The 22,438-nt window shown below is 69.5% G+C and carries 23 protein-coding genes; 7 read left to right on the top strand and 16 right to left on the bottom strand.

Annotation, left to right across the window (positions count from 1 at the left end; all coding sequences use genetic code 11):
- Positions 1-25 precede the first annotated feature (25 nt).
- The 7 genes from LE548_RS30810 to LE548_RS30780 all read right to left on the bottom strand — a co-directional run bounded on the left by LE548_RS30810 (position 26) and on the right by LE548_RS30780 (position 5,538).
- Positions 26-1,000 (bottom strand): Bro-N domain-containing protein, encoded by a 975-nt coding sequence (locus LE548_RS30810; RefSeq protein WP_225100258.1) that lies wholly within the window; start codon positions 998-1,000, stop codon positions 26-28.
- A 341-nt stretch (positions 1,001-1,341) separates the two neighbouring features.
- On the bottom strand, positions 1,342-2,022 hold the full coding sequence (locus LE548_RS30805) for a contact-dependent growth inhibition system immunity protein (RefSeq protein ID WP_225100257.1): 681 nt from the start codon (positions 2,020-2,022) through the stop codon (positions 1,342-1,344).
- 22 nt (positions 2,023-2,044) lie between these two features.
- On the bottom strand, positions 2,045-2,344 hold the full coding sequence (locus LE548_RS30800) for an RNase A-like domain-containing protein (RefSeq protein WP_225100256.1): 300 nt from the start codon (positions 2,342-2,344) through the stop codon (positions 2,045-2,047).
- Between the two features lie 19 nt (positions 2,345-2,363).
- Entirely contained in the window at positions 2,364-2,933 is a 570-nt protein-coding gene (locus tag LE548_RS30795; RefSeq protein WP_225100255.1) for a hypothetical protein, read from the bottom strand.
- A 20-nt stretch (positions 2,934-2,953) separates the two neighbouring features.
- Positions 2,954-4,744, bottom strand: coding sequence for an RNase A-like domain-containing protein (locus LE548_RS30790; protein ID WP_225100254.1), 1,791 nt, complete (start codon positions 4,742-4,744; stop codon positions 2,954-2,956).
- A complete protein-coding gene (locus LE548_RS30785; protein WP_225100253.1) occupies positions 4,744-5,061 on the bottom strand; it encodes a WXG100 family type VII secretion target in 318 nt (105 codons plus the stop codon). Before LE548_RS30785 ends, LE548_RS30790 begins: the two co-directional genes overlap by 1 nt.
- Positions 5,062-5,121: 60 nt before the next feature.
- Positions 5,122-5,538, bottom strand: coding sequence for a WXG100 family type VII secretion target (locus tag LE548_RS30780; protein ID WP_225100252.1), 417 nt, complete (start codon positions 5,536-5,538; stop codon positions 5,122-5,124).
- 246 nt (positions 5,539-5,784) lie between these two features.
- Here LE548_RS30780 and murJ point away from each other — a divergent pair, with 246 nt between their 5' ends.
- Entirely contained in the window at positions 5,785-7,431 is a 1,647-nt protein-coding gene (gene murJ / locus LE548_RS30775) for a murein biosynthesis integral membrane protein MurJ (protein WP_225100251.1), read from the top strand.
- Between the two features lie 113 nt (positions 7,432-7,544).
- Positions 7,545-8,348 carry a hypothetical protein gene (locus tag LE548_RS30770; RefSeq protein ID WP_225100250.1) on the top strand — a complete coding sequence of 268 codons (804 nt, stop codon included), beginning with the start codon at positions 7,545-7,547 and terminating at the stop codon, positions 8,346-8,348.
- Between the two features lie 46 nt (positions 8,349-8,394).
- Here the strand turns inward: LE548_RS30770 and LE548_RS30765 are convergent, their stop codons facing one another.
- From LE548_RS30765 to LE548_RS30755, 3 genes are all read right to left on the bottom strand, one after another.
- Positions 8,395-9,384, bottom strand: coding sequence for a DUF1648 domain-containing protein (locus LE548_RS30765; protein WP_225100249.1), 990 nt, complete (start codon positions 9,382-9,384; stop codon positions 8,395-8,397).
- A complete protein-coding gene (locus LE548_RS30760) occupies positions 9,381-9,731 on the bottom strand; it encodes a GntR family transcriptional regulator (RefSeq protein ID WP_225100248.1) in 351 nt (116 codons plus the stop codon). The genes LE548_RS30765 and LE548_RS30760 overlap by 4 nt, the downstream gene beginning before the upstream one ends.
- A 137-nt stretch (positions 9,732-9,868) precedes the next feature.
- Positions 9,869-10,780, bottom strand: coding sequence for a D-alanyl-D-alanine carboxypeptidase family protein (locus tag LE548_RS30755; protein ID WP_225100247.1), 912 nt, complete (start codon positions 10,778-10,780; stop codon positions 9,869-9,871).
- A 234-nt stretch (positions 10,781-11,014) separates the two neighbouring features.
- Here LE548_RS30755 and LE548_RS30750 point away from each other — a divergent pair, with 234 nt between their 5' ends.
- Positions 11,015-11,689: a GntR family transcriptional regulator gene (locus LE548_RS30750; RefSeq protein WP_225100390.1), complete on the top strand. Its 675-nt coding sequence runs from the start codon at positions 11,015-11,017 to the stop codon at positions 11,687-11,689.
- Positions 11,686-12,996 (top strand): nitrate/nitrite transporter, encoded by a 1,311-nt coding sequence (locus LE548_RS30745; RefSeq protein ID WP_225100246.1) that lies wholly within the window; start codon positions 11,686-11,688, stop codon positions 12,994-12,996. Before LE548_RS30750 ends, LE548_RS30745 begins: the two co-directional genes overlap by 4 nt.
- Before the next feature lie 184 nt (positions 12,997-13,180).
- On the opposite strand, the gene LE548_RS30740 is transcribed toward LE548_RS30745, so the two are convergent.
- A complete protein-coding gene (locus LE548_RS30740) occupies positions 13,181-14,005 on the bottom strand; it encodes a maleylpyruvate isomerase family mycothiol-dependent enzyme (RefSeq protein ID WP_225100245.1) in 825 nt (274 codons plus the stop codon).
- Positions 14,006-14,187: 182 nt separating this feature from the next.
- Here LE548_RS30740 and LE548_RS30735 point away from each other — a divergent pair, with 182 nt between their 5' ends.
- On the top strand, positions 14,188-14,979 hold the full coding sequence (locus LE548_RS30735; RefSeq protein ID WP_225100244.1) for a carbon-nitrogen family hydrolase: 792 nt from the start codon (positions 14,188-14,190) through the stop codon (positions 14,977-14,979).
- A gap of 29 nt (positions 14,980-15,008) precedes the next feature.
- Here the strand turns inward: LE548_RS30735 and LE548_RS30730 are convergent, their stop codons facing one another.
- A complete protein-coding gene (locus tag LE548_RS30730) occupies positions 15,009-15,503 on the bottom strand; it encodes an LURP-one-related/scramblase family protein (protein WP_225100243.1) in 495 nt (164 codons plus the stop codon).
- A 31-nt stretch (positions 15,504-15,534) separates the two neighbouring features.
- On the bottom strand, positions 15,535-16,503 hold the full coding sequence (locus LE548_RS30725) for a GlxA family transcriptional regulator (RefSeq protein WP_225100242.1): 969 nt from the start codon (positions 16,501-16,503) through the stop codon (positions 15,535-15,537).
- Positions 16,504-16,554: 51 nt separating this feature from the next.
- Here LE548_RS30725 and LE548_RS30720 point away from each other — a divergent pair, with 51 nt between their 5' ends.
- The gene (locus LE548_RS30720) at positions 16,555-16,959 is read left to right on the top strand and encodes a cupin domain-containing protein (RefSeq protein WP_225100241.1); all 405 of its coding nucleotides are present in this window, start codon (positions 16,555-16,557) and stop codon (positions 16,957-16,959) included.
- 84 nt (positions 16,960-17,043) lie between these two features.
- A complete protein-coding gene (locus tag LE548_RS30715) occupies positions 17,044-18,864 on the top strand; it encodes a thioredoxin-like domain-containing protein (RefSeq protein WP_225100240.1) in 1,821 nt (606 codons plus the stop codon).
- Positions 18,865-18,877: 13 nt separating this feature from the next.
- Here LE548_RS30715 and LE548_RS30710 read toward each other — a convergent pair whose 3' ends face one another.
- The 3 genes from LE548_RS30710 to LE548_RS30700 all read right to left on the bottom strand — a co-directional run bounded on the left by LE548_RS30710 (position 18,878) and on the right by LE548_RS30700 (position 22,397).
- Positions 18,878-19,132, bottom strand: coding sequence for a DUF6458 family protein (locus tag LE548_RS30710; RefSeq protein WP_225100239.1), 255 nt, complete (start codon positions 19,130-19,132; stop codon positions 18,878-18,880).
- Positions 19,133-19,198: 66 nt separating this feature from the next.
- Complete coding sequence (locus tag LE548_RS30705) at positions 19,199-20,497, bottom strand: M18 family aminopeptidase (RefSeq protein WP_225100238.1); 1,299 nt, start codon at positions 20,495-20,497, stop codon at positions 19,199-19,201.
- Between the two features lie 73 nt (positions 20,498-20,570).
- Positions 20,571-22,397, bottom strand: coding sequence for an acyl-CoA dehydrogenase (locus tag LE548_RS30700; RefSeq protein ID WP_225100389.1), 1,827 nt, complete (start codon positions 22,395-22,397; stop codon positions 20,571-20,573).
- Positions 22,398-22,438 lie beyond the last annotated feature (41 nt).

Here is a 22,438-nt window from a genome sequence, read left to right as displayed (position 1 = left end):
CCGCCCTCTCTGTTTCTTCAGACGCTCACTGGTTCAGCACGTACACCGGCGCACCGTCCTCGGCCCCGCCCCGGGAGCGGATACAGGCGTGCCGGCGCAGCAGCCGCAGACACTCGTTGACGCGCCGCACCGAGAGACCCGTACGGGCCGCGATGGATTCGAGGGGCTCGCGTAGCTCGCCCTTTTCGACGAGGACGGGGGCGATCACGACGGCGACCGTCCACACGTCCTCCGTCACGGACAGCCGCTGCCGCCAGTCGGCCAGGACGGATTCGGTGGTGCGCGGCGCTGCGAGGTGACGGCCGGGCCTCCGCACGTCGAGGACGAGAGTGTCGAACCGGTCCGCGATGCGTTCCATGGCCCGGACCATGGCCTGTTGCACGGCGAGGGTGGCCTTCTGCGTGGCCAGAGTCTCCCTCTGGACGGTCAGCATCTCCCTTTGCAGCGCGATCGATTCGCGCTGTCCGTTCGCGAGCTCCTCGTCCAGCTGAAGGTTGTGCGTCTCCAGCCGGACGATGGCTTCCGCCACCTGTTCCGGCATGGCGTAGGCGATGGGAGCACCGGGGTCGGCGGGCTGCACCTCGGCCTCTTCCAAGGTGTAGGAACCCTCCCGCTGGACCGTCTCGATCACCTCGGCGGCCCACTGCTTGAAGGGGGCGCAGGCGGGCTTGGTGCAGGCGTTGACGAGGAGGATGAGACCTTGGAGAGAGATGACATTCAGGTCTCGGCGCCACTCCCTACCTGCGGGAATGCTGAGACCGTAACCTCCAGTTAGGGTCTCAAGACACTCTCGATGCTCTTCGGGAACATGGTCGGAGAGCGCCTTCTGCGTGTTGGTGTGCCCGAGTTCCTTGCACACATCCACCGCCGGGAACCAGTGGGTCCCGTCCGGCATCGTCAGCCGGCGGACGCGCGCCCCTGTCGCCGCGTACACGAAGTCGCTGACGTCGATCGCCTCGTGCCGGTGGGACGAGTCGGGCTGCTTGCTGGGTTCGATCATGTGAACCACCTCCGCTCCGGAACGTAGAGCGGGGCAAACCGAATATGCCAACTGAATACGGGAGCTTCACGATTGAGGGTGAAGCTTGTCTAAAACGGCAGACACCGGAAAGGAAGTCGGTCTTCGCCGACCTGAATCAGCGCGATGAACCGGTGGCCGTCGGTGCCGGTGACAAGGCCGTCGACGAGTGCGCATTTCGGCGGCGGCAGCGGCCCGCACCCCGCTTCATGCCACCGGACGTCACCGGCAGCCGTACCGAGCGGACGTAGACGCGTCCGGGCTGGGCCAGTCGTTTCGCCACCGGTGTCAACTCATCCTTGTGGCGAGGCACTTCGATCTGCTCAGACGGAGGGGCCGTAGTCGGCACGTGGTGTGGCAAGCCGCCCGGCGATCCGCGCCAGCCAGCCACTGGGCGAGTACGGCGCCGGTGCGTCGACTTCCATGCCCAGTTCGGCGACGGCGAGGGCGTAGTCGGACTCGTCCAGGTCCAGGGCGAGCAGCTCGTGGAGTTCACCGACGAGCCGGGCTACGAGCTGGGGGTCGGTGGAGGTCCGGTAGTCGTCGACCGCGGCATCGTGGTCGTCGAACTCGTCCGGCATGTCCTGTGAGAACCAGCCGCCGAGGAACTGGCCGAGTTCGGGGAAGCGGGCGTGCCACTCCCAGTGGGTGGTGGGGGCGGCCGGGGGCGGTACTTCGCCGGTGTCGATGCTGTGCCTGATGTGGTCCGCGAGGCAGTTCAGCCACGGCTGGATGTCGGCTTCGGGCAGGCCGACGTCGGGGATGGCGTAGAACTCGCCGAGGCGCAGCCGGAGCCGTCCCGGTGGGTTGTCGGCGTAGTCCCGCAGTTGCCGTTCCGCGATGGCGAGCGCCCAGGGGCGCTGGTGCCAGGTGTGGCGGAGGTAGGCGGTGAGGGCCTGGCCGGGCCGCTCCGGGGTGTCGTCCGCAGGCTGACCAAGGTAGGCACGCATCACATGGTCGAGTTCGCCGTAGCGGCGGTCGTGTTCTAGGGGGCTCAGGGGCACGGTCGTCAGCCTCTACAGGTCGCTACAGGTAGATCGGGAACGTGGCGTGGACGGCGAAGCCGTGCGGGCGGGAGGTGTCCCGCTTGAGGATCACCCTGGCCGCGTGCACGTCGACCGGCTCCCGGCCGGCCAGCATCATCGCCTGCAACAGCACTCGGCCGACCGGCTCGGACCGGGACGGCCAGGAGGCCTCGATGGTCAGGCGGGGGCGCGTGGACTGAGCGAGCCAGCGGTGGATGAGCTGCTCGTTCGCGGAGACGACCTGCTGGGTGGCCCATTGGGCGGATTCGCGGTCGGGGTAGGTGGAACTTCGGGTACGCACAGGCCTCGGCTCCGTCGGATCAGTAGGTGTTGAATCGCCAGAAGACGCCGACTTCCGCCGACGAGACGGCAATGAGCCCGAGGTCCGACATGTAGTCGGTGACGCCGAGGCCACCGGTGACGGAATGGAAGAAGTCGGCATTCGGGTCGCCGCTCGCGTTTCCAGCCGTTGTATGGAACGTGCAGCCTGGCGAATATCGGCTCAGCAGTGTGCGGGCATCGCTGAGCAATGCCTCTCTACGGTCCGAGAAGTCGGGGATGTTCTTCACCTGAAACCACTCGTCCGTCAAGGCCACAAGCAACTGTGCGGCCGACTCGGGTGCCACCTCGTGAAGAATGTCCCCCAGTCCGCTCTCAGTGGAGACGACGAACGGAAAAGAATGTCCCCGTTCCGGATCTGCCGCATTCTCCTCGCTGTCCCAGTCCAGCGTGACCCAGCCGCGTGGATCACCACAGGAGCGTGCCATGACGGCCAGGACATCGGTGCGCCAGTCGGTGTGGTCGCGCGGTCCGGTCGCCACAAAAGCGTACTCGTCCTCGAACAGGCGCAGCGCTGCCGCTTCCCATTCCTGCTGTGTGGGCGGATTCATCACGGATTCTCGTGGTTCTGTCAGGGGATCGGCATGGAGGTGAGGACGACGAAGGGCGGGTTCAGGTGGTCATCGTACTTAAGCACGGTCCTGATTCCCTTGACCCTGACGGCTTTGGCCTGCATACCGCCGTCCTTGTAGCCGCTCTGCGGGTCGTTCGGGTCGGTGGGTTGCTTGGAGACGCTCCGGCCGCTGTACTCCCCGTTGGGCGCGGTGCCGTCGAACGACTCAGGTCTGCTGTTGTTCGTGGGTGGCGGCGGGCCCTTCAGCCACGCCGTGATCTCCGCGGAATTCCGGTCGATGTTGTACTGGGTCAGTTCCTGGGCACTTTCGACGGTTTCGAAGGTCGAGGCCGCTCCGATGCTCGGTTTTCCGTACGGCCAGGACTGCGTGGGCGGATTGCCCTGGTCACGCAGGCGCTGAGCGAGCTGTTCGTCGGTCTTGCCGACGTGTTTGTCGAGGGTGTGTCCGCCGCCGAGCCATTCCATGCTCGCCAGGTCGATCTTGTAGACGCCGTTCTTGGTGTCATCCGGATTGGTCCACTTGTACTCGTTCTTGAAGGAGTTGAGCGCTCGCATGCCGAAGGCCTCGGCCCTGGCGTCCTCCGCGACGAAGGTGGGCGCGCTTCTGAGAGCCTCGTCCAGTTCCCATTCCAGCGCGAGGAGCGTGGAGGCGGCCTCGCTGAACTTCTGCTGGTAGATCTCGACGGCGCGGTCCGCGGCCGCCCGGTCCATGTGCCTGCGGAAGGCCATCACCAGTTCGCCGAACATGTCGGTGGCCGCCAGTTTGAGCAGTTCGAGCGGGTCGAGCCGGGTGGTCAGGTCCTTCGCCATCTCCTCGGCGGCGTGCTTGGCGAGATTGGTGGTTGTCTCCCGGCAGGTCCGGGCGACCTGGACCAACTCGTCACACGTCTTCTGCAGGGTGTCGGCGGTGTGGTGCAGCACCTCCAGGATTGGTCTGCGCTGCGCGGGCGCCACATCCCCTGCCGTCTTCCAGCTGCGGCCGCCCTGTGTGTCGACCTGTCCCTGCGCGTTCCGGCTGCGGCCCCAGGCGGTGGTCCCCCAGATCGACTGGCAGAACCCGTTCATGGCGCTCTGCCATTCGTTGTTTCCGTGCGGGGCGGTGATGTAGCTGATGGCTGAGGTGAAGTTGTCGCCGGCCTTCAGCGCCGTGTTCCCGGCTTCCCGCCACGCGGTGGCCATTCCGTTCAGATCGTCCTCCCGGGCACCCGGCGTGATCTCATGGGTCTTGCCGAGGTTCAGCCCGTACTCGACGGCTGGCCGGATGATGTTCGCGAGAAAGTCCGGAATCTCACCGAGCACCCCGGAGATGGCCCAGGAGCCGGCGTCCTGTCCGGTACCGGACCATTTGATGTCATTGATCTTCCCGTAGTCGGGCGCTTTGTCGATGACGACGGGCGGTGTGTGGCGGGGCGGGGGGCCGTACATGCCTCGCGAAGCCCAGTCAGCCGCCTGGTAGTTGTTGGCCGTGAGGGTCAGGCCGACGGCGACGCCGCCGACACTCACCACGCTGGCCGCCCAGGCCTGGAGGAACTTCTCGGCGATCTGCATATAGGCCTTGGCGAAGGCATCGGGCCCCGCCCCCGTGCCTGCCGACTGGCTGTACTGATTGAGGGCGTTCACCAACGTCGTCGCGCCCTTGTCGTAGTCGAACTGCCCGTCGCGCACCACGGCCGAGGTGTAGTAAAGGTGCTGCGGTTTCAGTTCGAATCCACCGCTGGCGCCGGGTGCCGCCGTTTTGAGCTGCTCCCGTTCCTGCTGACGTTCGGAATCGCTCGGAAGGCTTCCCATCAGGCCCCTCCCCAGCCTCGCAGAACCGCCTTGTGGGCGGCCGCGTAGTTGGTGTGGCCGGTGGTGACGTACTCGTGAAGCCACTTCTGGGCCGCCTGGAGATCCTTGGCGGAGCGGTCCCATTCGTCGAGTTTCTGGACGAAGATCTCGCGGGCCTCGCCCTTCCAGGACAGGACGACCGGCTCGACACGGTCGTAGAGGTCGTCGAGCTTGCCGTTGAGCTTCTTGAGGATGTCTTCCAGCTCGACGGCGAGTTCGTGCAGCGTGCTGAAGGACACCGCTATGTGGTCGTCGGCGGGCTGCGATCCGGTCGACATGTCATCCCCCTGGTACTTCCTGCGTATGTCGATCCCGCAGGTATGTCGTGGCTCCTCGTATCAGTACGAGTCGAGACTGCTGCGTGGTTGCGCCGGAGCGCCGGTCGCCTCGGCCCCCGTGTTCGGGGTGGAGAGCCTGTTGACTTCGCTGTCGATGTCGACACGGATGCGACGCATTTGTTCGAGTACGCCGAGATCTCGTTCGGAGAAGCCGTCCCGGCTGAGCCGTACTGCTTCCTCCAACTGCTTCATCACCTCACGGATGCGCACGGCGTCCTCGGCGGCCGCTCGGTGGAACTCCCGGTACGTAGTGGCCGCCGGCCCGCGCCAGCCGGCCTCGATCCGGTCGACGAGTTCGTCCATGCGCCGGACCTGCTTGTCGAGGTGGTCCTGCATGCTGTCGAGGTCTTCCGCGAGCTTCGTCAGATCCTTGGACGAAACGCGAAGGTCGGCGCCCCCGCTCTGCTCTGGTCCCATTCCTTGAACCATGTCCTATGCGTCCCCCCGGACATAGGCAACACCACCGTCTTACCGATGCCGTCATCCTAAGAAAGACGACTGACACGGAGGCCAGGTCTTTCACCGGCTGTGTTCAAGAACGACCAAAGTGAAGACAGAAACGTGACGGAACGACAGCACGGCACGCTCGGGGATGGCGTGCCGGAAGGCGTTTGTCGCGCACCGAGCGCCGGGCGGCGACCCCAACTGCCGTAAATTTGCTGCATGGTTACGGGGGAGAGGGCAGCAGCCCGCCATGCGAAGCCCAAAGCCGAGGCGGGTGTCGGGCGGGCATCTGTGCTGATGGCCGGCGGGACCGTCGTCTCGCGGGCCAGTGGGCTGATCCGGCAGGTGCTGCAAGGAGCGGCACTCGGGACGGCGCAGTTCGCCACCACGTACAACACGGCCAACACCGTGCCGACCAGCCTGTACACCCTGCTGATCGGCGGTGCGCTGAATGCCGTGCTGGTGCCGCAGCTGGTACGCGCGCGTGCCACGCACGCCGATGGCGGGCGGGCGTACGAGCAGCGGCTCATGACCCTCGTCGTCAGCGTGCTGGCCGTCGGGACGGCGCTCGCGGTGTGGGCGGCGCCGGAGATCGTGAGCCTGTACCTCCGGGACACGCCCAAGAAGCATGACGCGTTCCGGCTGACCGTCGTCTTCGCCCGGTTCCTGCTCCCGCAGATCTTCTTCTACGGCCTGTTCGCCATCTACGGCCAGATCCTCAACGCCCGCGGGAAGTTCGGCGCGATGATGTGGACGCCGGTGCTCAACAACGTCGTGCTCGTGGCGATGTTCGGCGTCTATCTCGGGATGATGAGCGGCCCGCCCTCCATTGCCGACGTCACCGATACCCAGGTCCGCTGGCTCGGTGTCGGTACGACCCTCGGGATCGCCGTCCAGGCCCTCGCCCTCGTTCCCTTCGCGCGTGCCGCCGGTTTCCGGTTCCGGCCCCGGTTCGACTGGCGCGGCGCGGGGCTCGGCTCCGGGATCCACGCGGCCAAGTGGACGCTGCTGTTCGTGCTGACCAACCTGGTCGCCCTCACCGTCGTCACCAACTACGCCAACACCGCCGACCAGCAGCTGCCGAACGCGGGCGTCGGCTACACGGCGTACAGCTATGCGCAGACCATCTGGATGCTGCCCCAGTCCATCGTCACCGTGTCCCTGGTCACGGCCCTGCTGCCGCGCATGAGCAAGGCGGCGGCCGAGGGGCGGATCGCCGACCTGCGCGCCGATCTGTCCCGGGCGCTGCGGGTCAGCGGGGTCGTGGTCGTCCCGGCCGCCTTCCTGTTCACCGTGCTCGGCCCGGACATCGCCACCCTCCTCTTCGCCCATGGCGCCGCCGACCCGGCCACCGCGCAGCCGCTCGGCCATATGCTCCAGGCTTTCGGGCTCGGGCTGATCCCCTTCTCCGCTCAGTACCTGCTGCTGCGTGGCTTCTACGCCTTCGAGGCCACCCGTACGCCGTTCTTCATGGCCGTGTGGATCGCGGTCGTGAACATCGCCCTCGCCACCGCCTGCCATCTGCTGCTGCCCGCGCGCTGGGCGGTCACCGGTATGGCCGGCGCCTACACCCTCTCCTACTTCGCAGGCCTCGCTCTCACCTCCCGGCTGCTGGCCCGCCGCATGGGTGGCCGTCTCGACGACGGCTCCCTGCGCGGCACGTACGCCAAGCTGCTGTGTGCCGGCGCCGGGGGCGCGGTGGCCGGCTGGGCGGCTGCCCGGGGCTGTGCCGGGGTTCTCGGACACGGTACGGCGGGTGCGATCCTGACGACCACGGCCGGGACGCTCGCCCTGGCCCTCGGCTATGTGGTGCTGGCCCGGGTGCTCAAGGTCGGCGAGCTGCGGCGGCTGCCGGGTCTCGGCTGACACCGGACGCTCCCTGGAGAACAGGACCCTGACGTTGCATCAGGGCGCGGTCAGGGTGCTGCTGGGGATGTCACCGATGGTGGTGGTGTGGTGCCGGGCGGCACGCTGATGGCATGACGAAATCCGCTGCTGCTCGTCCCGGTTGCTCCCTCGTCCGCCGCGTCGCTGGTGTCGCCGGCGTCGCCCTCCTCGCCGGTACGGCGGCGGTGGGTGCGTCGGGTGTGGCCTACTCCGCGCCGTCCGCCGCCCCCGCCCCTCCGGCGGTTCCTTCTGTTCCCTCTTCCGTGGCCTCTTCCGCGACCGACTTCAGCGACTGCCCGGCCCTGCCCGAGGGGGTCGACCCGGCGCGGTGGAGATGCGAAGTGCACACTGCGGCACCGAAGCTGACCATGGGCAAGATCACGGTGACCCTCGCCCCGATCACCATGACGCACGCCGAGGGGCCGTTGCCGGACGGCGGCAAGGGGCAGGTGTGGGGTGCGATGCACAGCTCCCCGACTGCCGTACCGGGAGGCCTGACCGGCACCCCCGCGGGCGACCACGCGACCGCCCTGGGGCTGGCGATACAGCCGGAGTACGGGGGCCGGTCCGACTTTTACACCGGTCAGTTCAGCCTCCGCTTCCGGCTCCTGAGCCCGCTGCTGCCGCCTGGCTGCACCATCGGGGCCGGCGAGCCCGTCGACTTCCAGCTGAAGCGCTCGGGGCCCTCCACGTGGATATCCCAGGACCCTCCGGTGATCGATTTCTCGGCGTACGACGACACCTTCACCGCTCCGGCCGCCGGACACTGCGGACCGCTCACCGGAGCCCTCAACCGCCGGCTGGGCCTGCCGGCGGCCGGGGGGAACCTGATGTCGTACGACGCCTCGTACACCTTCACGACCTACGACCGGCTCCCGGCGAAGAACGGCGGCTGACCCCGCCTTCCGGTCAGGGCCGCGCTGTGCCGGACCGGCGGCCGGTTCAGCTCCGTCGGCGGAGTGCGTTCAGCAGGGCCGCACCCCGCTCGGCGTCGTCCACGCTGAACGCGAAGTCGCTACGACGGCCCCGGGGGCGTACGACCAGGCAGTCCCCGGCGCGGAGCATGACCGTCGTGCCGAGGCCGCTGAGGCGGTAGCCCCAGCCGCCGACCTGGGAGGGCAGCCGCTGTTCGGCGTGGGCGGACTCGATTGCGGCCGGGGACCAGTGGCGGGCGGGCCAGCCGAGCGGGCCGAACGCCACCTCCAGACCCGCTTCCGACACCTTCGCCCGAAGAGAGGAGAAGAGAGCACCGGCGAGGGCGGTGACACCGCAGGCCACGCCCACCGGCCACAGGACGGCGGGGTCGGCCAGGCCGACGGCCAGGGCCACCAGGGCGCCGGCGGCGATCAGTCCGGTGGCCGCCGACAGCACTTGCAGCCATGGGTTGGCCGCGTACGAGAACCACACCAGTCGCTGGCCCTCGGGCAGGTCCAGCTCGGGGGATGCGGGGACGGAGGAGGCGGGGGTGGCGCGGACGGTCATGCGCCAGGCGACGGCCAGCGCGGCCGCCGTGAGGGCCAGGATCAGCACGATGACCCAGGCCGGCTGGCGGGCCTGGTGCCAGTCGGTGTGGTCGAGGTTCGCCCGGACGATGGACGCCTGCGCGCCGACGAGGACCACACCCGTGGGGGCCAGGGTCATCGCCCGCCAGGGGCGCACGGTCGTCGTTGTCCAGGAACGGCGCCAGGGCACGGACACCGCGAGGGCGAGCAGCAGCCAGACCCCGGCCGGGAACAGGGTGTCCGCCCACAGCGGCATCGAGCCGTCAGGGGCGGCGCCGCCGCTCCAGTGAGTGGCCAGCCGGTCCGGCAGCCGGCCGTGCGCGGCCCAGGGCAGGCCGGCGAGGAGGGCGGTGACGGCCGCGATCCACGCCGCGGTCCCCCAGCGCGCGGCCCGGCTCCGGCCGCCTTTCAGATCGTCCCCGTCCGTCATGGTGTCGTCCCCCGGATCATGTCGATGAGGTCGGTGCGGCTGTAGCCGAGCCGGGATGCCTCCGCGACCAGCTCCCGCACCCTGATCTGCAGTCCGGAGCGCCGGGCGGCCCCTTCGGCGACGGTGATCCCGCGGCCCCGGCGGAACTCCAGCAGGCCTTCGTCCCGCAGTTCGCGCAGGCCGCGCAGGACCGTGTTGACGTTGATGTCCAGGGCCTCGGAGAGCTCGCGGGCCGAGGGCAGGCGGTCGCCGGCGCGGCACTCGCCCTCGGCGACGGCCCGCCGGATCGCCGCCGCGACCTGCTCGTGCAGGGGGCGGGTGTCGGTCTTGTCCAGACGCAGCAGCATGGTGCCAATGACGCTAGCACCATTCGCTTCATCTGGCGATGCGCTCAACGCCTCCCTGATGGGGACCTGACGGGGGTCCGGGCAGCAGAACGGGCCCGCCGCTCATCGCGACGGGCCCGTGGGTGTCTGAGGTGGCGTCAGCCGAGCCGGGCGAAGCTGTAGTTGAGGAGCTTCGTGGCGTCCGTGGCGCGCTGTGCGTACGTGGTGGAGGCCAGGACGGTGCCGATGACCGTCTTGCCGTTGCGGGTGGCGGCGAAGACGAGGCACGCACCGGCCTCGGGGCCGGAGCCGGTCTTCACGCCGATGGTGCCGCTGTAGCTGGAGAGCAGCGTGTTGGTGTTGGTCCACGTCTGCATCGTGCGGATGCTGCCCGTCTTGGTGACCGTCTTGGCGGTGTACGCCTTGGTCTTGACGATCGCACGGAACGTGGCGTTCTTCATCGCGCTGCTGGCGATCTTCGTCAGGTCGCGCGGCGTCGAGTAGTTGTTGCCGTTGCCGATGCCGTCGAACGAGTCGAAGTGAGTGTTCTTCAGGCCCAGGCTGCCGGCGGCGGCGTTCATCTTGCCGATGAAGTTCTTCACGCGTGCGTCGCGGGTGGTGCCGGAGCCGTAGGTGTCGGCGAGTGCGTAGGCGGCGTCGCAGCCGGACGGCAGCATCAGGCCGTACAGCAGCTGGCGGACGGTGACCTTGTCGCCGACGATCAGGTGCGCCTGGGAGGCGTTGTTCTTGACGACGTAGTCGCTGTAGACCTTCTGGATCGTCACCTGCTTGTCGAGGTTGAGGTTCGACTGGGCGAGCACGACCTTGGCGGTCATGATCTTGGTGGTGGATCCGGTGGAGCGACGCGTGTCCGCTGTCTTGTTGTACAGCGTCGCGCCGTTCGCGTTGTTCATGACGTAGCCACCCTTGGCCACGATCGAGGGCGCCGTGACGGCCTGCGCGGGAACCGCGGTGAGGGCACCGGTCGCGAGCAGTGCGCCGGAGGTGACGGCGACGGCGGCGCCTCTGCGGATGCGGGTCCTGCGGGTGCCGTGAATGCCGGTAATCAAAGTGAGATACCCCGATTGTCTTGAATGCCCCTGAAGTGCGGCCGAGTTGAGATGGCAAGAGCAGGGGGCCGCACAGGTGTGACACGTAAGTAGCACAGATGGTTGTGCGGTTGGTGCCCGTGATTTCGGTCACGTCCGCATGATGGACGCCGCCCCCGCATGCGTACGTGTTGTATCTATCCTGTGGGCATGAACACGGCCGTCCAGCAGCCCGCCCCACCGATGAACCACCCCATGAAGCAGCCGACGAACCAGCCGGAGACCCGGTCGATGAAGCAGCCTCCCGCGGCCGACCGCGTCTACACGCATGTCAAGCAGGGCGTTCTCGACCGTCGTTACGAGGGCGGGACCCTGCTCACCGAGGGTGAGCTGGCCGAGGCCGTCGGGGTCTCGCGCACGCCGGTGCGCGAGGCGCTGCTGCGGCTGGAGGTCGAGGGCCTGATCCGGCTCTACCCGAAGAAGGGCGCCCTCGTGCTGCCCGTCTCCGCGCAGGAGATCGCCGACGTCGTGGAGACCCGGCTGCTGGTCGAGGAGCACGCGGCGCGCAAGGCCGTACCCGCGCCGCCGGGCCTGCTGGAGCGGCTGGCCGAGCTGCTGGAGCGGCAGAAGGCGCAGGCCGCCGCCGGTGATCTGGCTGCGGCCGCGGTGACCGACCGGGCCTTTCACGCCGAGGTCGTGCGCAGCGGAGGCAACGAGATCCTGTCCCGGCTCTACGACCAGCTGCGCGACCGCCAGCTGCGGATGGGCGTCGCCATCATGCACTCGCACCCGGACCGGATCGCCAAGACGCTCGCCGAGCACGAGGAGATCCTGGACGCGCTGCGTGCCGGGGACGCGGACGCGGCCGTCGGGGTCGTGCACCGGCATGTGAGCTGGTTCTCGCACCTCGCGCGGGGTGAGGTGCGATGAGCGCCACCAGCAGCAAGGCCACCCTCCCGGGTGACCCGCCGGGCGGCCGACGCGCCGTCACCGTGTGGTCCATAGGCGTCGCCGTCTACTTCGTCGCCGTCATCTTCCGTACGTCACTGGGCGTCGCGGGCCTGGACGCGGCCGACCGCTTCCACGTCAACGCCTCCGCGTTGTCCACGTTCTCCATACTCCAGCTGCTGGTCTACGCCGGCATGCAGATACCCGTCGGGCTGCTGGTCGACCGGCTCGGCACGAAGAAGGTGCTGAGCATCGGCGCCGTGCTGTTCACGGCCGGGCAGCTCGGCTTCGCCTTCTCGCCGTCGTACGGCACCGCACTCGCCTCCCGGGCGCTGCTGGGCTGCGGGGATGCGATGACCTTCATCAGCGTGCTGCGGCTCGGCACCCGCTGGTTCCCGGCCCGGCGCGGGCCGCTGGTCGCGCAGCTCGCGGGGCTGGCCGGCATGGCGGGCAACCTGGTCTCCACCCTGGTCATCGCCAGGCTGCTGCACGGCATCGGCTGGACCCCGGCGTTCGCGGGCAGCGCGCTCGCGGGGGTCGTGGTGCTGGTGCTGACGCTGCTGTTCTTGCAGGACCATCCCGAGGGGTACGAGCCGGAGCCGTCGCCGCATCAGGGGGCGGCGTATGTGCGGCGGCAGATCGCGGCGGCCTGGCGGGAGCCGGGGACGCGGCTGGGGCTGTGGGTGCACTTCACCACACAGTTCCCGGCGATGGTGTTCCTGCTGCTGTGGGGCATGCCGTTCCTGGTGCAGGCGCAGGGGCTGAGCCGGGCGACGGCCGGTGAGCTGCTGACGCTGGTCGTGCTGGCCAACATGGTGATCGGGCTCGTCTACGGGCAGATCGTCGCCCGGCATCATGCGGCGCGGCTGCCGCTGGCGTTGGGGACGGTGGGGGCGACGGCGCTGCTGTGGGCCGGGACGCTGGTGTATCCCGGTGCACATGCGCCGATGTGGCTGTTGGTGGTGCTGTGTGCGGTGCTCGGGGCGTGTGGGCCGGCGTCGATGCTCGGCTTCGATTTCGCTCGGCCGGCCAACCCGCCCGAGCGGCAGGGGACGGCGTCGGGGATCACCAACATGGGTGGGTTCATCGCCTCGATGACGACATTGTTCGCGGTCGGGCTGCTGCTGGATGCCACCGGTGACGATTACGGCGTGGCGTTCTCCGCGGTGTTCGTGTTGCAGGCGCTGGGGGTCAGCCAGATCCTGCGGTTCCGTGGGCGGGCTGCTAGGCGTGAGCGTGAGCGGCTTGTCGCGAGCCGGGTGGAGACGGTGCACGTGCCTGCGGCGTAGCCGTGTTCTCCCACCCGCGCACCGCCCGTTTCCAGTTGGGTCGAGAGGCTGGACGACCTGCTGCGGGGATCGCCGTCGGCGGCTGCCCGCCACGGCATCGCCTACGGCGTCACCGCCCAGCCCACCCGCTGCGGCCTCACCGCGAAGTTCCACCCGCTGTGGCGTCAGCGCGACGCCCCGCCCGTTATGGCGTCACCGCGAAGTTCCGCAGGATCGCGGCCGTCAGTTCCGGGTCGCCCTCTGTTTTCACTCGGTCTGTGGCCGCTTCCGGGGTGATGCGGCCGCAGGACAGGCGGACGTAGGTTTCCCAGTCGAGGGTGAGGGTGGCGGCGGGGCCGAGGGCCGGGGCTGTTTCGAGGGTGCCGCGGCCCTGGATGTCGACGCGGATCGTGCGCAGGAACTCCACCGGGCCGTGCACGTCGAAGACGATCGCCGAGCTGCGCGGGGCGCCGGCGTCCTTCGCCACCACCTTGGGGAGTGCTTCGAGGAGGACATCGCGGGCCACGTGCGCGCCCGGTGAGTCGAGGTTGCCGGGGCGGCCCAGGGCGGTGCGCAGGTCCTGCTCGTGCACCCAGACGTCGAACGCCCGGGTGCGGTAGGCCTCTTCCAGGGTGATGTCCTTGCCGAGCGGCCCGCGCACCGTGGTGTCGGGGTCGCGGGACTCGTTGCGCAGCTGGCGGTTGCGGCGGATGACCGTGTACTCCAGCTCGGCCGTCATCTCCGGCCCGGTGTGATGCCGGCGGCTGTCGACCTGCATCTCCATGTACCGCTGGTGCTCGGTCCGGACGTGGAAGAGGTCGCGCGGCAGGGAGTGGATCGGGCGCGGGTCGCCGAGCATCTCGCAGTCCATGCCGATCACGTGGGACACGACGTCGCGCACCGACCAACCCGGGCAGGGGGTCCGCCGGTTCCACTCGCCCTCGACGAGCGACTGGACCATCTCGGATATCGCGTCGATGGAGTGCGTCCAGGCGTCGGCGTAGGGCTGGAGGGTGGGATGCAGACTCACGGAACGGGACCCCTCGGCGGTCGGTACACGGGCAGGTTGCGGCGGCGTTGCCAGCGGGCGGCGGCGGCACGGCGGCGGGTGTCTGAGTGGCTAAGTTACGCTGCCTTCAGGCACCCCGGCAGTGCTTTCGTGTGACGATCGTAGGCCTGTGTGGACGACTCGAATGCCAGGACGGTGGTAGTGTGCGCGCCTCGCTGATCCAGATCGCCGTGAACGAGGACGAATCGGTCGACTCCCGGCGGCAGCGGGCGGCCGCGCTGGTCCGCCGGCAGGCCGGGTCCGATCTCGTCGTCCTGCCCGAGCTGTGGACCACCGGTGCCTTCGCCTACGAGGACTTCACCCGCGAGGCCGAGCCGCTCGACGGGCCGACGTACGAGGTCATGGCCAAGGCCGCGAGTGACGCCGGGGTGTGGCTGCACGCCGGTTCGATCCCCGAGCGAGACCCGGACGGGCCCGTCTACAACACTTCTCTCGTCTTCTCTCCCTCCGGCGAGTTGGCCGGCGCCTACCGCAAGATCCACCGCTTCGGCTTCGACAAGGGTGAGGCCGTGCTGATGGGCGCCGGGCAGGAGCTGGTGACGGTCCGGCTGCCCGAGACCACGCTGGGCGTGGCCACCTGCTACGACCTCCGTTTCCCCGAGCTCTTCCGCGCACTGGTCGACGCCGGTGCCGAGACCTTCGTACTCCCCGCGGGCTGGCCCGAGCGGCGGCGGGCGCACTGGACGCTGCTGGCTCAGGCGCGGGCGGTGGAGAACCAGGCGTTCGTGCTCGCCTGTGGAACGGCCGGGACCCACGCGGGAGTTCCACAGGCGGGTCACTCGATCGTGGTGGATCCGTGGGGCGAGGTGCTCGCCGAGGCGGGCCCGGACGAGGAGGTCCTCACGGTCGACTTCGACCCGGCGAAGGCTGTGGCCACCCGCGAGCAGTTCCCGGTCCTGAAGGACCGGGTGCTCGGCCTGCGACCGCCCCGGTAGTCCGCCTTCAGTCCGCCTTCAGCCCGCCGTCAGTCCTCCTCCCGCTCCTTCTCCGCCAGGTGGATCACGCACACCGCCACCGCGATCAGCAGCGCCGGGTCCGTGTCCTCCCGCACGACGTCGACGCCGTAGGTCTCGCGCAGGTGCAGCCAGCGGCGGGAGATGACCGCGAGGAGTTCGCCGTCGTACTCGACGACGAACTCGCGGTCCAGGATCTTTCCGCTGACGTCCAGCTCGGTGCCGTCCGCCATGGTGACCCGGTAGTGGTTGCGCAGCAGGGACAGCCGCTTGCGCTTGATCCTGGCCAGGCCCTCGCCGTCCCGCTCGATCACCATCGTGTCGCGCAGGGCGAACATCTTCTGGTGGATGTCGATCAGGACGCGGCCATGGGTGTCCTTCAGCTCGAAGGTGTCCCGCAGCCGCATCGCCTTGCCGTCGACGAGGTACACCTTGCGGCCGTGCTCGTCCTCGATCCAGTAGTCCTCACCGATGCCGAGGAGCCGGTCGCGTACGTGGAATCTCATGCGGGTACCGTTCCCCGCCGCTTGCCCGCCATCACCGGCTCGCCGGCCCGAAGCGTCTGCGGTACGCCGACGGGCTCAGGCCCGTCTCGCGGCGCAGGCGGGCCCGCAGGTTGGCCGCCGTACCGAGGCCGCTGCGGGCCGCGACGACGTCCAGGCGCTCCTCGCCGCGCTCGATCAGCCGGCAGGCCAGCGCAACGCGCTCGCCGGTGAGCCAGGCCAGCGGGGTCGTGCCCAGCTGGGCACGGAAGCGGCGGTGCAAGGTGGCGGGGCTGACGACCGCGCGGGCCGCCAGGTCGGCCACGGTCAGCGGTTCGTCCAGCCGTTCCTGCGCCCAGGCCAGCAGCGGGCCGAGCGACTCGTCGGGCACGTGGGGCAGCGGGCGCTCGACGAACTGCCGCTGGTCGCCGTCCCGGTGAGCGGCGAAGACCAGGCGCCGGGAGACGTGGTTGGCGATCTCCGCGCCGTGGTCCCGGCGCACGATGTGCAGGCCCAGGTCGAGCGCCGAGGCGCTGCCGGAGGCGGTGAGGATGTCGCCGTCGTCCACGAAGAGCACGTCCGGCTCCAGTCGTACCGCCGGGAAGCGGGTGCGGAAGGACTGCTCCCACATCCAGTGGCAGGCCGCCCGGCGCCCGTCCAGCAGCCCGGCTTCCGCGATCGTGAACGCGCCGGAACAGAACCCGACGAGCCGGGCGCCACGCGCATGTGCCCGGCGTACGACGTCCAGTACGCGCTCCGCGCGCGGGACCTCGGTGTCGGGCCGGTTCGGCACGATCAGCGTGTCGGCGTCCTCGGCGGCCTCCAGCCCGGCCACCCCGGTGAGCGTGAAGAAACCGTCCCGCATCCGGGTCAGCGGGTCGGCCGCGCACAGCTGGAAGTCGTACAGCTCCCGGCCGAGTTCGGGCCGGGGCAGCCCGAAGATCTCGATGGCGCAGCTCATCTCGAAGGGGTTGGAGTTCTCGTCGACCACCAGCACGACACGGTGCGAGGATCCTTGCGGCATGTGCTATTCCTAGCACTCGTCGGCCGTCCCGTCGCCCCCGACGATGAACCCATGGAACCCACGGAACCCACAGAACCCGTCTCCCTGGACAAGGCCCTCGCCTCCTTCGACGAGTGCTGGAGCCCCCGCATCGTCGCCGCCGTCAACGACTACGACGTCCGTCTCGCCAAGTTCGAGGGCGAGCACGTCTGGCACGTGCACGAGGACACCGACGAGTTCTTCCTGGTCCTCGACGGCGAGGTGCACATCGGTCTGCGCGAGCCGGCCGGGGAGCGCACGGTCGTGCTGACCAAGGGATCGTTGTTCACCGTCCCGCACGGCACCTGGCACAAGCCGTCTGCCCCCCGGCGCGCCGAAGTCCTCCTCTTCGAGCCCACCAACACCCTCTCGGTCGGCGACCAGCACGAGGAGGTGCCCGACTACGTGGACGTCACGACGGGCCACGCCCTGACCTGATCGGACCGACAGAGCTGTCGGCGTCCGCGGAGTTGTCCACAGGCACTTCAGCGGGTGTCGGAGTCCGGTGGCACTCTTGGGGGCATGACCGACTCCGCACCCCGCCGAGCCCGTGTCCGCGCCCCCGAGCTGATCGGCAAGGGCGGCTGGCTGAACACGGGCGAGAAGCAGTACACCCTCGCCGACCTGCGCGGACGCATCGTCGTCCTGGACTTCTGGACCTTCTGCTGCATCAACTGCCTGCACGTCCTCGACGAGCTGCGCGAGCTGGAGGAGAAGCACCGGGACACGGTGGTGGTCATCGGTGTGCATTCCCCGAAGTTCGTGCACGAGGCGGAGCACCAGGCGGTCGTGGACGCGGTCGAGCGGTACGGCGTGGAGCACCCGGTGCTGGACGACCCGGAGCTGGCCACCTGGAAGCAGTACGCGGTGCGCGCGTGGCCGACGCTGGTCGTCATCGACCCCGAGGGCTACGTCGTCGCCCAGCACGCGGGCGAGGGCCATGCGCACGCCATCGAGCGGCTGGTCGAGGAGCTGGAGGCGGAGCACGCGGCGAAGGGCACCCTGCGCCGCGGCGACGGCCCGTACGTGCCGCCGGAGCCGGAGCCGACGACCCTGCGCTTCCCGGGCAAGGTCCTGCTTCTGCCGTCCGGGAACCTCCTGGTCAGCGACACCACCCGGCACCAGCTGGTGGAGCTGGCCGCGGACGCGGAGACCGTCGTACGGCGCATCGGTTCCGGTGCGCGCGGCTTCACGGACGGCGGCCCGGGGGAGGCCTCCTTCAACGAACCGCAGGGTCTCGCGCTCCTCGACGACGGCTCGGTGGTCGTGGCCGACACCGTCAACCACGCGCTGCGCCGCCTGGACCTCGCCACGGGCGCGGTGACCACCCTGGCCGGCACCGGCCGGCAGTGGTGGCAGGGCTCCCCCACCTCCGGCCCGGCCCGCGAGGTGGACATGTCCTCGCCGTGGGACGTGGCGGTCTTCGGCGGCAAGGTGTGGATCGCCATGGCGGGCGTCCACCAGCTGTGGACGTACGACCCCGCGGCGGGCACGGTCGCCGTGGCGGCGGGCACCACCAACGAGGGCCTGGTGGACGGCCCTGGCGCTGAGGCCTGGTTCGCCCAGCCCTCCGGCCTCGCGGCCACCGCCGACCGGCTGTGGCTGGCCGACTCCGAGACGAGCGCCCTGCGCTGGGTGGACCCGGACGGGCACGTCCACACCGCCGTCGGCACCGGCCTGTTCGACTTCGGCCACCGGGACGGTGCCGCCGGGCAGGCCCTGTTCCAGCACCCGCTGGGCGTCACCGCGCTGCCGGACGGCTCGGTCGCGGTCGCCGACACCTACAACCACGCCCTGCGCCGCTACGACCCGGCGACCGGTGAGGTCACCACGCTCGCCACCGATCTGCGCGAGCCCAGCGACGCCGTGCTCGTCGGCGCGGACATCGTGGTCGTGGAGTCGGCCCGACACCGGCTGACCCGGCTGAGGCTGCCGGAGGAGGCGGTGCGGGTGGAGTCGGTCGCCCACCGTACCCAGCGCGCGGCGACCGAGGTGGCCCCCGGCCGCCTCCGCCTGGACGTGATCTTCCAGGCCCCGGCGGGCCAGAAGCTGGACACGCGGTACGGCCCCTCGACGCGCCTGCTGGTCTCCTCGACCCCGCCCGAGCTGCTGCTCAAGGGGGAGGGCGCGGACACGGACCTGAGCCGCGAACTGGAGTTGAACCCGGCCATCACCGAGGGCGTCCTGCACGTCTCCGCAATGGCTGCGAGCTGCGACGACGATCCTGCCAACGAGTACCCCGCCTGCCATGTCCATCAGCAGGACTGGGGTGTTCCGGTCCGGCTCATAGCGGGCGGGGCGGAGCGGCTGCCGCTCGTCCTGGCCGGGATGGACGAGCAGTAGCCGGGCGTTGCCGTCAGACGCCGTAGCCGTCGTGGTAGCCGTCGACATGGTGGTGGCGGTGGGGTTCCTCCTCCACCACCGGTGTCGTCGGCGGGACCACGACCCGCCGGCGCCGCGCGATCCCTGTGAACGTCACGACGCCGATCAGTCCCACGGCCATCAGGATCAGCCCGACGACCGGGAGGTTGACGCCCTTCATGTGCCAGTCGGTCGCGAACGTCAGGATGGCTCCCGCGGCGAGGAGGATGATGCATCCGCCGAGCCCCATGGGAATTCGCCTCCCTTTCCGGTTCCGGAATCTCCGGTGCCGGCCGGGTACCCGGCGGTTCGCGAACTAGCCCTCCAGGAAGGCCGTGAGGGCGTTCGCCAGCAGGAACGGGTCGTCGGCGCCGCACAGTTCGCGGGCGCTGTGCATCGACAGGATCGCCACGCCGATGTCGACCGTGCGGATGCCGTGCCGGGCCGCGGTGATCGGGCCGATGGTGGTGCCGCACGGCATGGAGTTGTTGGAGACGAAGGACTGGAAGGGGACGTTCGCCTTCTCGCAGGCAGCGGCGAAGACGGCGCGGCCCGAACCGTCCGTGGCGTAGCGGTTGTTGACGTTGACCTTGAGGATGGGGCCGCCGTTGACCCGGGGGTGGTGGGTGGGGTCGTGGCGCTCGGCGTAGTTGGGGTGGACGGCGTGGCCCGTGTCGGAGGACAGGCAGATCGTGCCGGCGAAGGCGCGGGCCCGGTCCTCGTAGGAGCCGCCGCGCGCGTAGACCGAGCGCTCCAGGACCGATCCGAGCAGCGGGCCGTCGGCGCCGGTGTCCGACTGGGAGCCGTTCTCCTCGTGGTCGAACGCGGCCAGTACGGGGATACGGGTGAGCGGGGCGCCGGAGGTCGCGACGGCGGCCAGGGCGGCCGCGCCCGCGTGCACCGACAGCAGGTTGTCCATGCGCGGCCCGGCGAGCAGCTCGCGGTCCCGGCCGAGGTAGGCCGGTGGTTCCACGGGGTGCACCATCAGGTCCCAGCCCGCCGCGGAACCGGCCGCCAGGCCCGCCTCCTGCTCCAGGAAGGCGATCAGGTCCCCTTCGCGCACGTCGTCGCCGAGGCCCCACACGGGCTGGAGGTGCCGCTGCTTGTCGAGCTTGAGGCCCTCCGTGGAGACCGAGCGGTCCAGGTGGATGGCGAGTTGGGGCACGCGCAGCAGCGGGCGGTCCACGTTCACCAGGACCGAGGAGCCGTCGCGCAGGGTGAGGCGGCCGGCCAGGCCCAGGTCGCGGTCCAGCCAGGAGTTCATCAGCGGGCCGCCGTAGATCTCGACGGCGACCTGGCGCCAGCCGTGTGCCCCGCTGTCCGGCCGCGGCTTGATACGCAGGTTGGGGGAGTCGGTGTGGGCGCCGATGATGTGGAAGGGGGTGTGCGGCTCGGCGCCCTCGGGGACGTACCAGGCGACGATCGCACCGCCGCGCAGCACGTACTTGCCGCCGCTCGTCCCCTCCCAGGCGTCCGTCTCCGCGACCTGCCGGAAGCCCGCCTTCTCCAGCCGCTCCGCGGTGGTGGCCACCGCGTGGTACGGCGACGCTCCGGCCGCCAGGAAGGACATCAGGTCGTCGGTGTGGCCGCGGTCGAAGCGGGCTGGTGCGCTCATGGGGTTCACCTTAACGACGTGCACGGGCTCGCTCCCGGTATGGGAGCGAGCCCGTGGGACCGAATCGACGGGACTAGAACGCGGCCTCGTCCAGCTCCATCAGGTCCAGCTCGACATTCCCGGCGACCTTGCGGGCCAGGGTGACGCCCGGCAGGACGTTCGCCGCGAAGAACTTCGCCGCGGCGATCTTGCCGGTGTAGAAGGCCTGGTCCTTCGCCGAGGCCGTGGCCAGCTTCTCGGCGGCGATCGCGGCGCCCTTGAGCAGCAGGTAGCCGACGACGACGTCACCGGAGGCCATGAGCAGGCGGGTGGTGTTCAGGCCCACCTTGTAGATGTTCTTGGTGTCCTGCTCGGTGGCCGCGAGGTCGGTCAGCATCAGGCCGACGATCGCCTCCAGCTCCACGGCGGCCTTGGCCAGGTGCTCACGGGCGCCGGCCAGCTCCTCGCCGCCGGTGCCGAGCGCCAGGAACTTCTTGATGTCCTCGGCGAGGGCGTTCAGTGCGGCGCCCTGGTTGCGGACGATCTTCCGGAAGAAGAAGTCCTGGCCCTGGATCGCCGTGGTGCCCTCGTAGAGGGTGTCGATCTTGGAGTCCCGGATGTACTGCTCGATCGGGTACTCCTGGAGGAAGCCGGAGCCGCCGAAGGTCTGCAGCGACTGGGCGAGCTGCTCGTAGCCCTTCTCGGAGCCGTAGCCCTTGACGATGGGCAGCAGCAGGTCGTTCAGCGCGTGCTCGGCGGAGGCGTCCTCGCCGTTCGCCTCCTTGACCTGGATCGCGTCCTGGATCGAGGCGGTGTACAGCACCAGGGCGCGCATGCCCTCCGCGTACGCCTTCTGCGTGATCAGCGAGCGGCGCACGTCCGGGTGGTGGGTGATGGTGACCTTGGGCGCGGTCTTGTCCATGAACTGCGCGAGGTCCGGGCCCTGGACGCGCTCCTTGGCGTACTCCAGCGCGTTCAGGTAGCCCGTGGACAGCGTGGAGATCGCCTTCGTGCCGACCATCATGCGGGCGAACTCGATGATGCGGAACATCTGGCGGATGCCGTCGTGCTTGTCGCCGATGAGCCAGCCCTTGGCGGGGTGCTGGTCGCCGAAGGTCATCTCGCAGGTGTTGGAGGCCTTCAGGCCCATCTTGTGCTCGACGTTGGTGGCGTAGACGCCGTTGCGCTCGCCCAGCTCGCCGGTCTCGAAGTCGAACTCGTACTTCGGGACGAGGAAGAGGGAGAGGCCCTTGGTGCCGGGGCCGGCGCCCTCGGGGCGGGCGAGCACGTAGTGGAGGATGTTCTCCGACATGTCGTGCTCACCGGAGGTGATGAAGCGCTTCACGCCCTCGATGTGCCAGGAGCCGTCCTCCTGCTGGACCGCCTTGGTGCGGCCGGCGCCCACGTCGGAGCCCGCGTCGGGCTCGGTGAGCACCATCGTGGAGCCCCACTGCTTCTCCACGGCGATCTTGGCGATGTGCTTCTGGACCTCGTTGCCCTCCTCGAAGAGGATGCCGGCGAAGGCCGGGCCCGAGGAGTACATCCACACGGCCGGGTTGGCGCCCAGGATCAGCTCGGCGTAGGCCCAGATCAGGGAGCGCGGCGAGGTGGTGCCGCCGATCTCCTCGGGCAGGCCGAGGCGCCAGTACTCGGAGTCCATGAAGGCCTGGTAGCTCTTCTTGAAGGATGCCGGGACGGGCGCGGTGTTGGTCTCCGGGTCGAAGACCGGCGGGTTGCGGTCGGCGTCGGCGAAGGACTCGGCCAGCTCGTTCTCGGAGAGGCGGGTCAGCTCCTCCAGGACGCTCTTGGCGGTGTCGACGTCCATCTCCTCGAACGGGCCGGTGCCGTACACCTTGTCGCGCCCCAGTACCTCGAAGAGGTTGAACTCGATGTCGCGGAGATTCGACTTGTAGTGCCCCATGGCGACGGCTCCGTAGAGGGATCGGCGAGGCACTGTCTCCT

Origin of the sequence: Streptomyces sp. CoH27 (assembly GCF_020181035.1) — a bacterium.
In the GTDB taxonomy this organism is placed as follows: Bacteria; Actinomycetota; Actinomycetes; order Streptomycetales; family Streptomycetaceae; genus Streptomyces; species Streptomyces camelliae.
This window is presented reverse-complemented; position numbering and strand designations above follow the sequence as displayed.

Excerpts from the sequence above, each read along its gene's own strand:
- LE548_RS30790 (WP_225100254.1), bottom strand. The coding sequence starts at position 4,744 with ATGGGAAGCCTTCCGAGCGATTCCGAACGTCAGCAGGAACGGGAGCAG.
- LE548_RS30700 (WP_225100389.1), bottom strand. The coding sequence starts at position 22,397 with ATGGGGCACTACAAGTCGAATCTCCGCGACATCGAGTTCAACCTCTTC.
- LE548_RS30810 (WP_225100258.1), bottom strand. The coding sequence starts at position 1,000 with ATGATCGAACCCAGCAAGCAGCCCGACTCGTCCCACCGGCACGAGGCG.
- LE548_RS30785 (WP_225100253.1), bottom strand. The coding sequence starts at position 5,061 with ATGTCGACCGGATCGCAGCCCGCCGACGACCACATAGCGGTGTCCTTC.
- LE548_RS30770 (WP_225100250.1), top strand. The coding sequence starts at position 7,545 with ATGACGAAATCCGCTGCTGCTCGTCCCGGTTGCTCCCTCGTCCGCCGC.
- LE548_RS30765 (WP_225100249.1), bottom strand. The coding sequence starts at position 9,384 with ATGACGGACGGGGACGATCTGAAAGGCGGCCGGAGCCGGGCCGCGCGC.
- LE548_RS30780 (WP_225100252.1), bottom strand. The coding sequence starts at position 5,538 with ATGGGACCAGAGCAGAGCGGGGGCGCCGACCTTCGCGTTTCGTCCAAG.
- LE548_RS30760 (WP_225100248.1), bottom strand. The coding sequence starts at position 9,731 with ATGCTGCTGCGTCTGGACAAGACCGACACCCGCCCCCTGCACGAGCAG.
- LE548_RS30720 (WP_225100241.1), top strand. The coding sequence starts at position 16,555 with ATGGAACCCACGGAACCCACAGAACCCGTCTCCCTGGACAAGGCCCTC.
- LE548_RS30730 (WP_225100243.1), bottom strand. The coding sequence starts at position 15,503 with ATGAGATTCCACGTACGCGACCGGCTCCTCGGCATCGGTGAGGACTAC.
- LE548_RS30750 (WP_225100390.1), top strand. The coding sequence starts at position 11,015 with ATGAAGCAGCCGACGAACCAGCCGGAGACCCGGTCGATGAAGCAGCCT.
- LE548_RS30745 (WP_225100246.1), top strand. The coding sequence starts at position 11,686 with ATGAGCGCCACCAGCAGCAAGGCCACCCTCCCGGGTGACCCGCCGGGC.
- LE548_RS30705 (WP_225100238.1), bottom strand. The coding sequence starts at position 20,497 with ATGAGCGCACCAGCCCGCTTCGACCGCGGCCACACCGACGACCTGATG.
- murJ (WP_225100251.1), top strand. The coding sequence starts at position 5,785 with ATGGTTACGGGGGAGAGGGCAGCAGCCCGCCATGCGAAGCCCAAAGCC.
- LE548_RS30710 (WP_225100239.1), bottom strand. The coding sequence starts at position 19,132 with ATGGGGCTCGGCGGATGCATCATCCTCCTCGCCGCGGGAGCCATCCTG.
- LE548_RS30715 (WP_225100240.1), top strand. The coding sequence starts at position 17,044 with ATGACCGACTCCGCACCCCGCCGAGCCCGTGTCCGCGCCCCCGAGCTG.
- LE548_RS30795 (WP_225100255.1), bottom strand. The coding sequence starts at position 2,933 with ATGAATCCGCCCACACAGCAGGAATGGGAAGCGGCAGCGCTGCGCCTG.
- LE548_RS30725 (WP_225100242.1), bottom strand. The coding sequence starts at position 16,503 with ATGCCGCAAGGATCCTCGCACCGTGTCGTGCTGGTGGTCGACGAGAAC.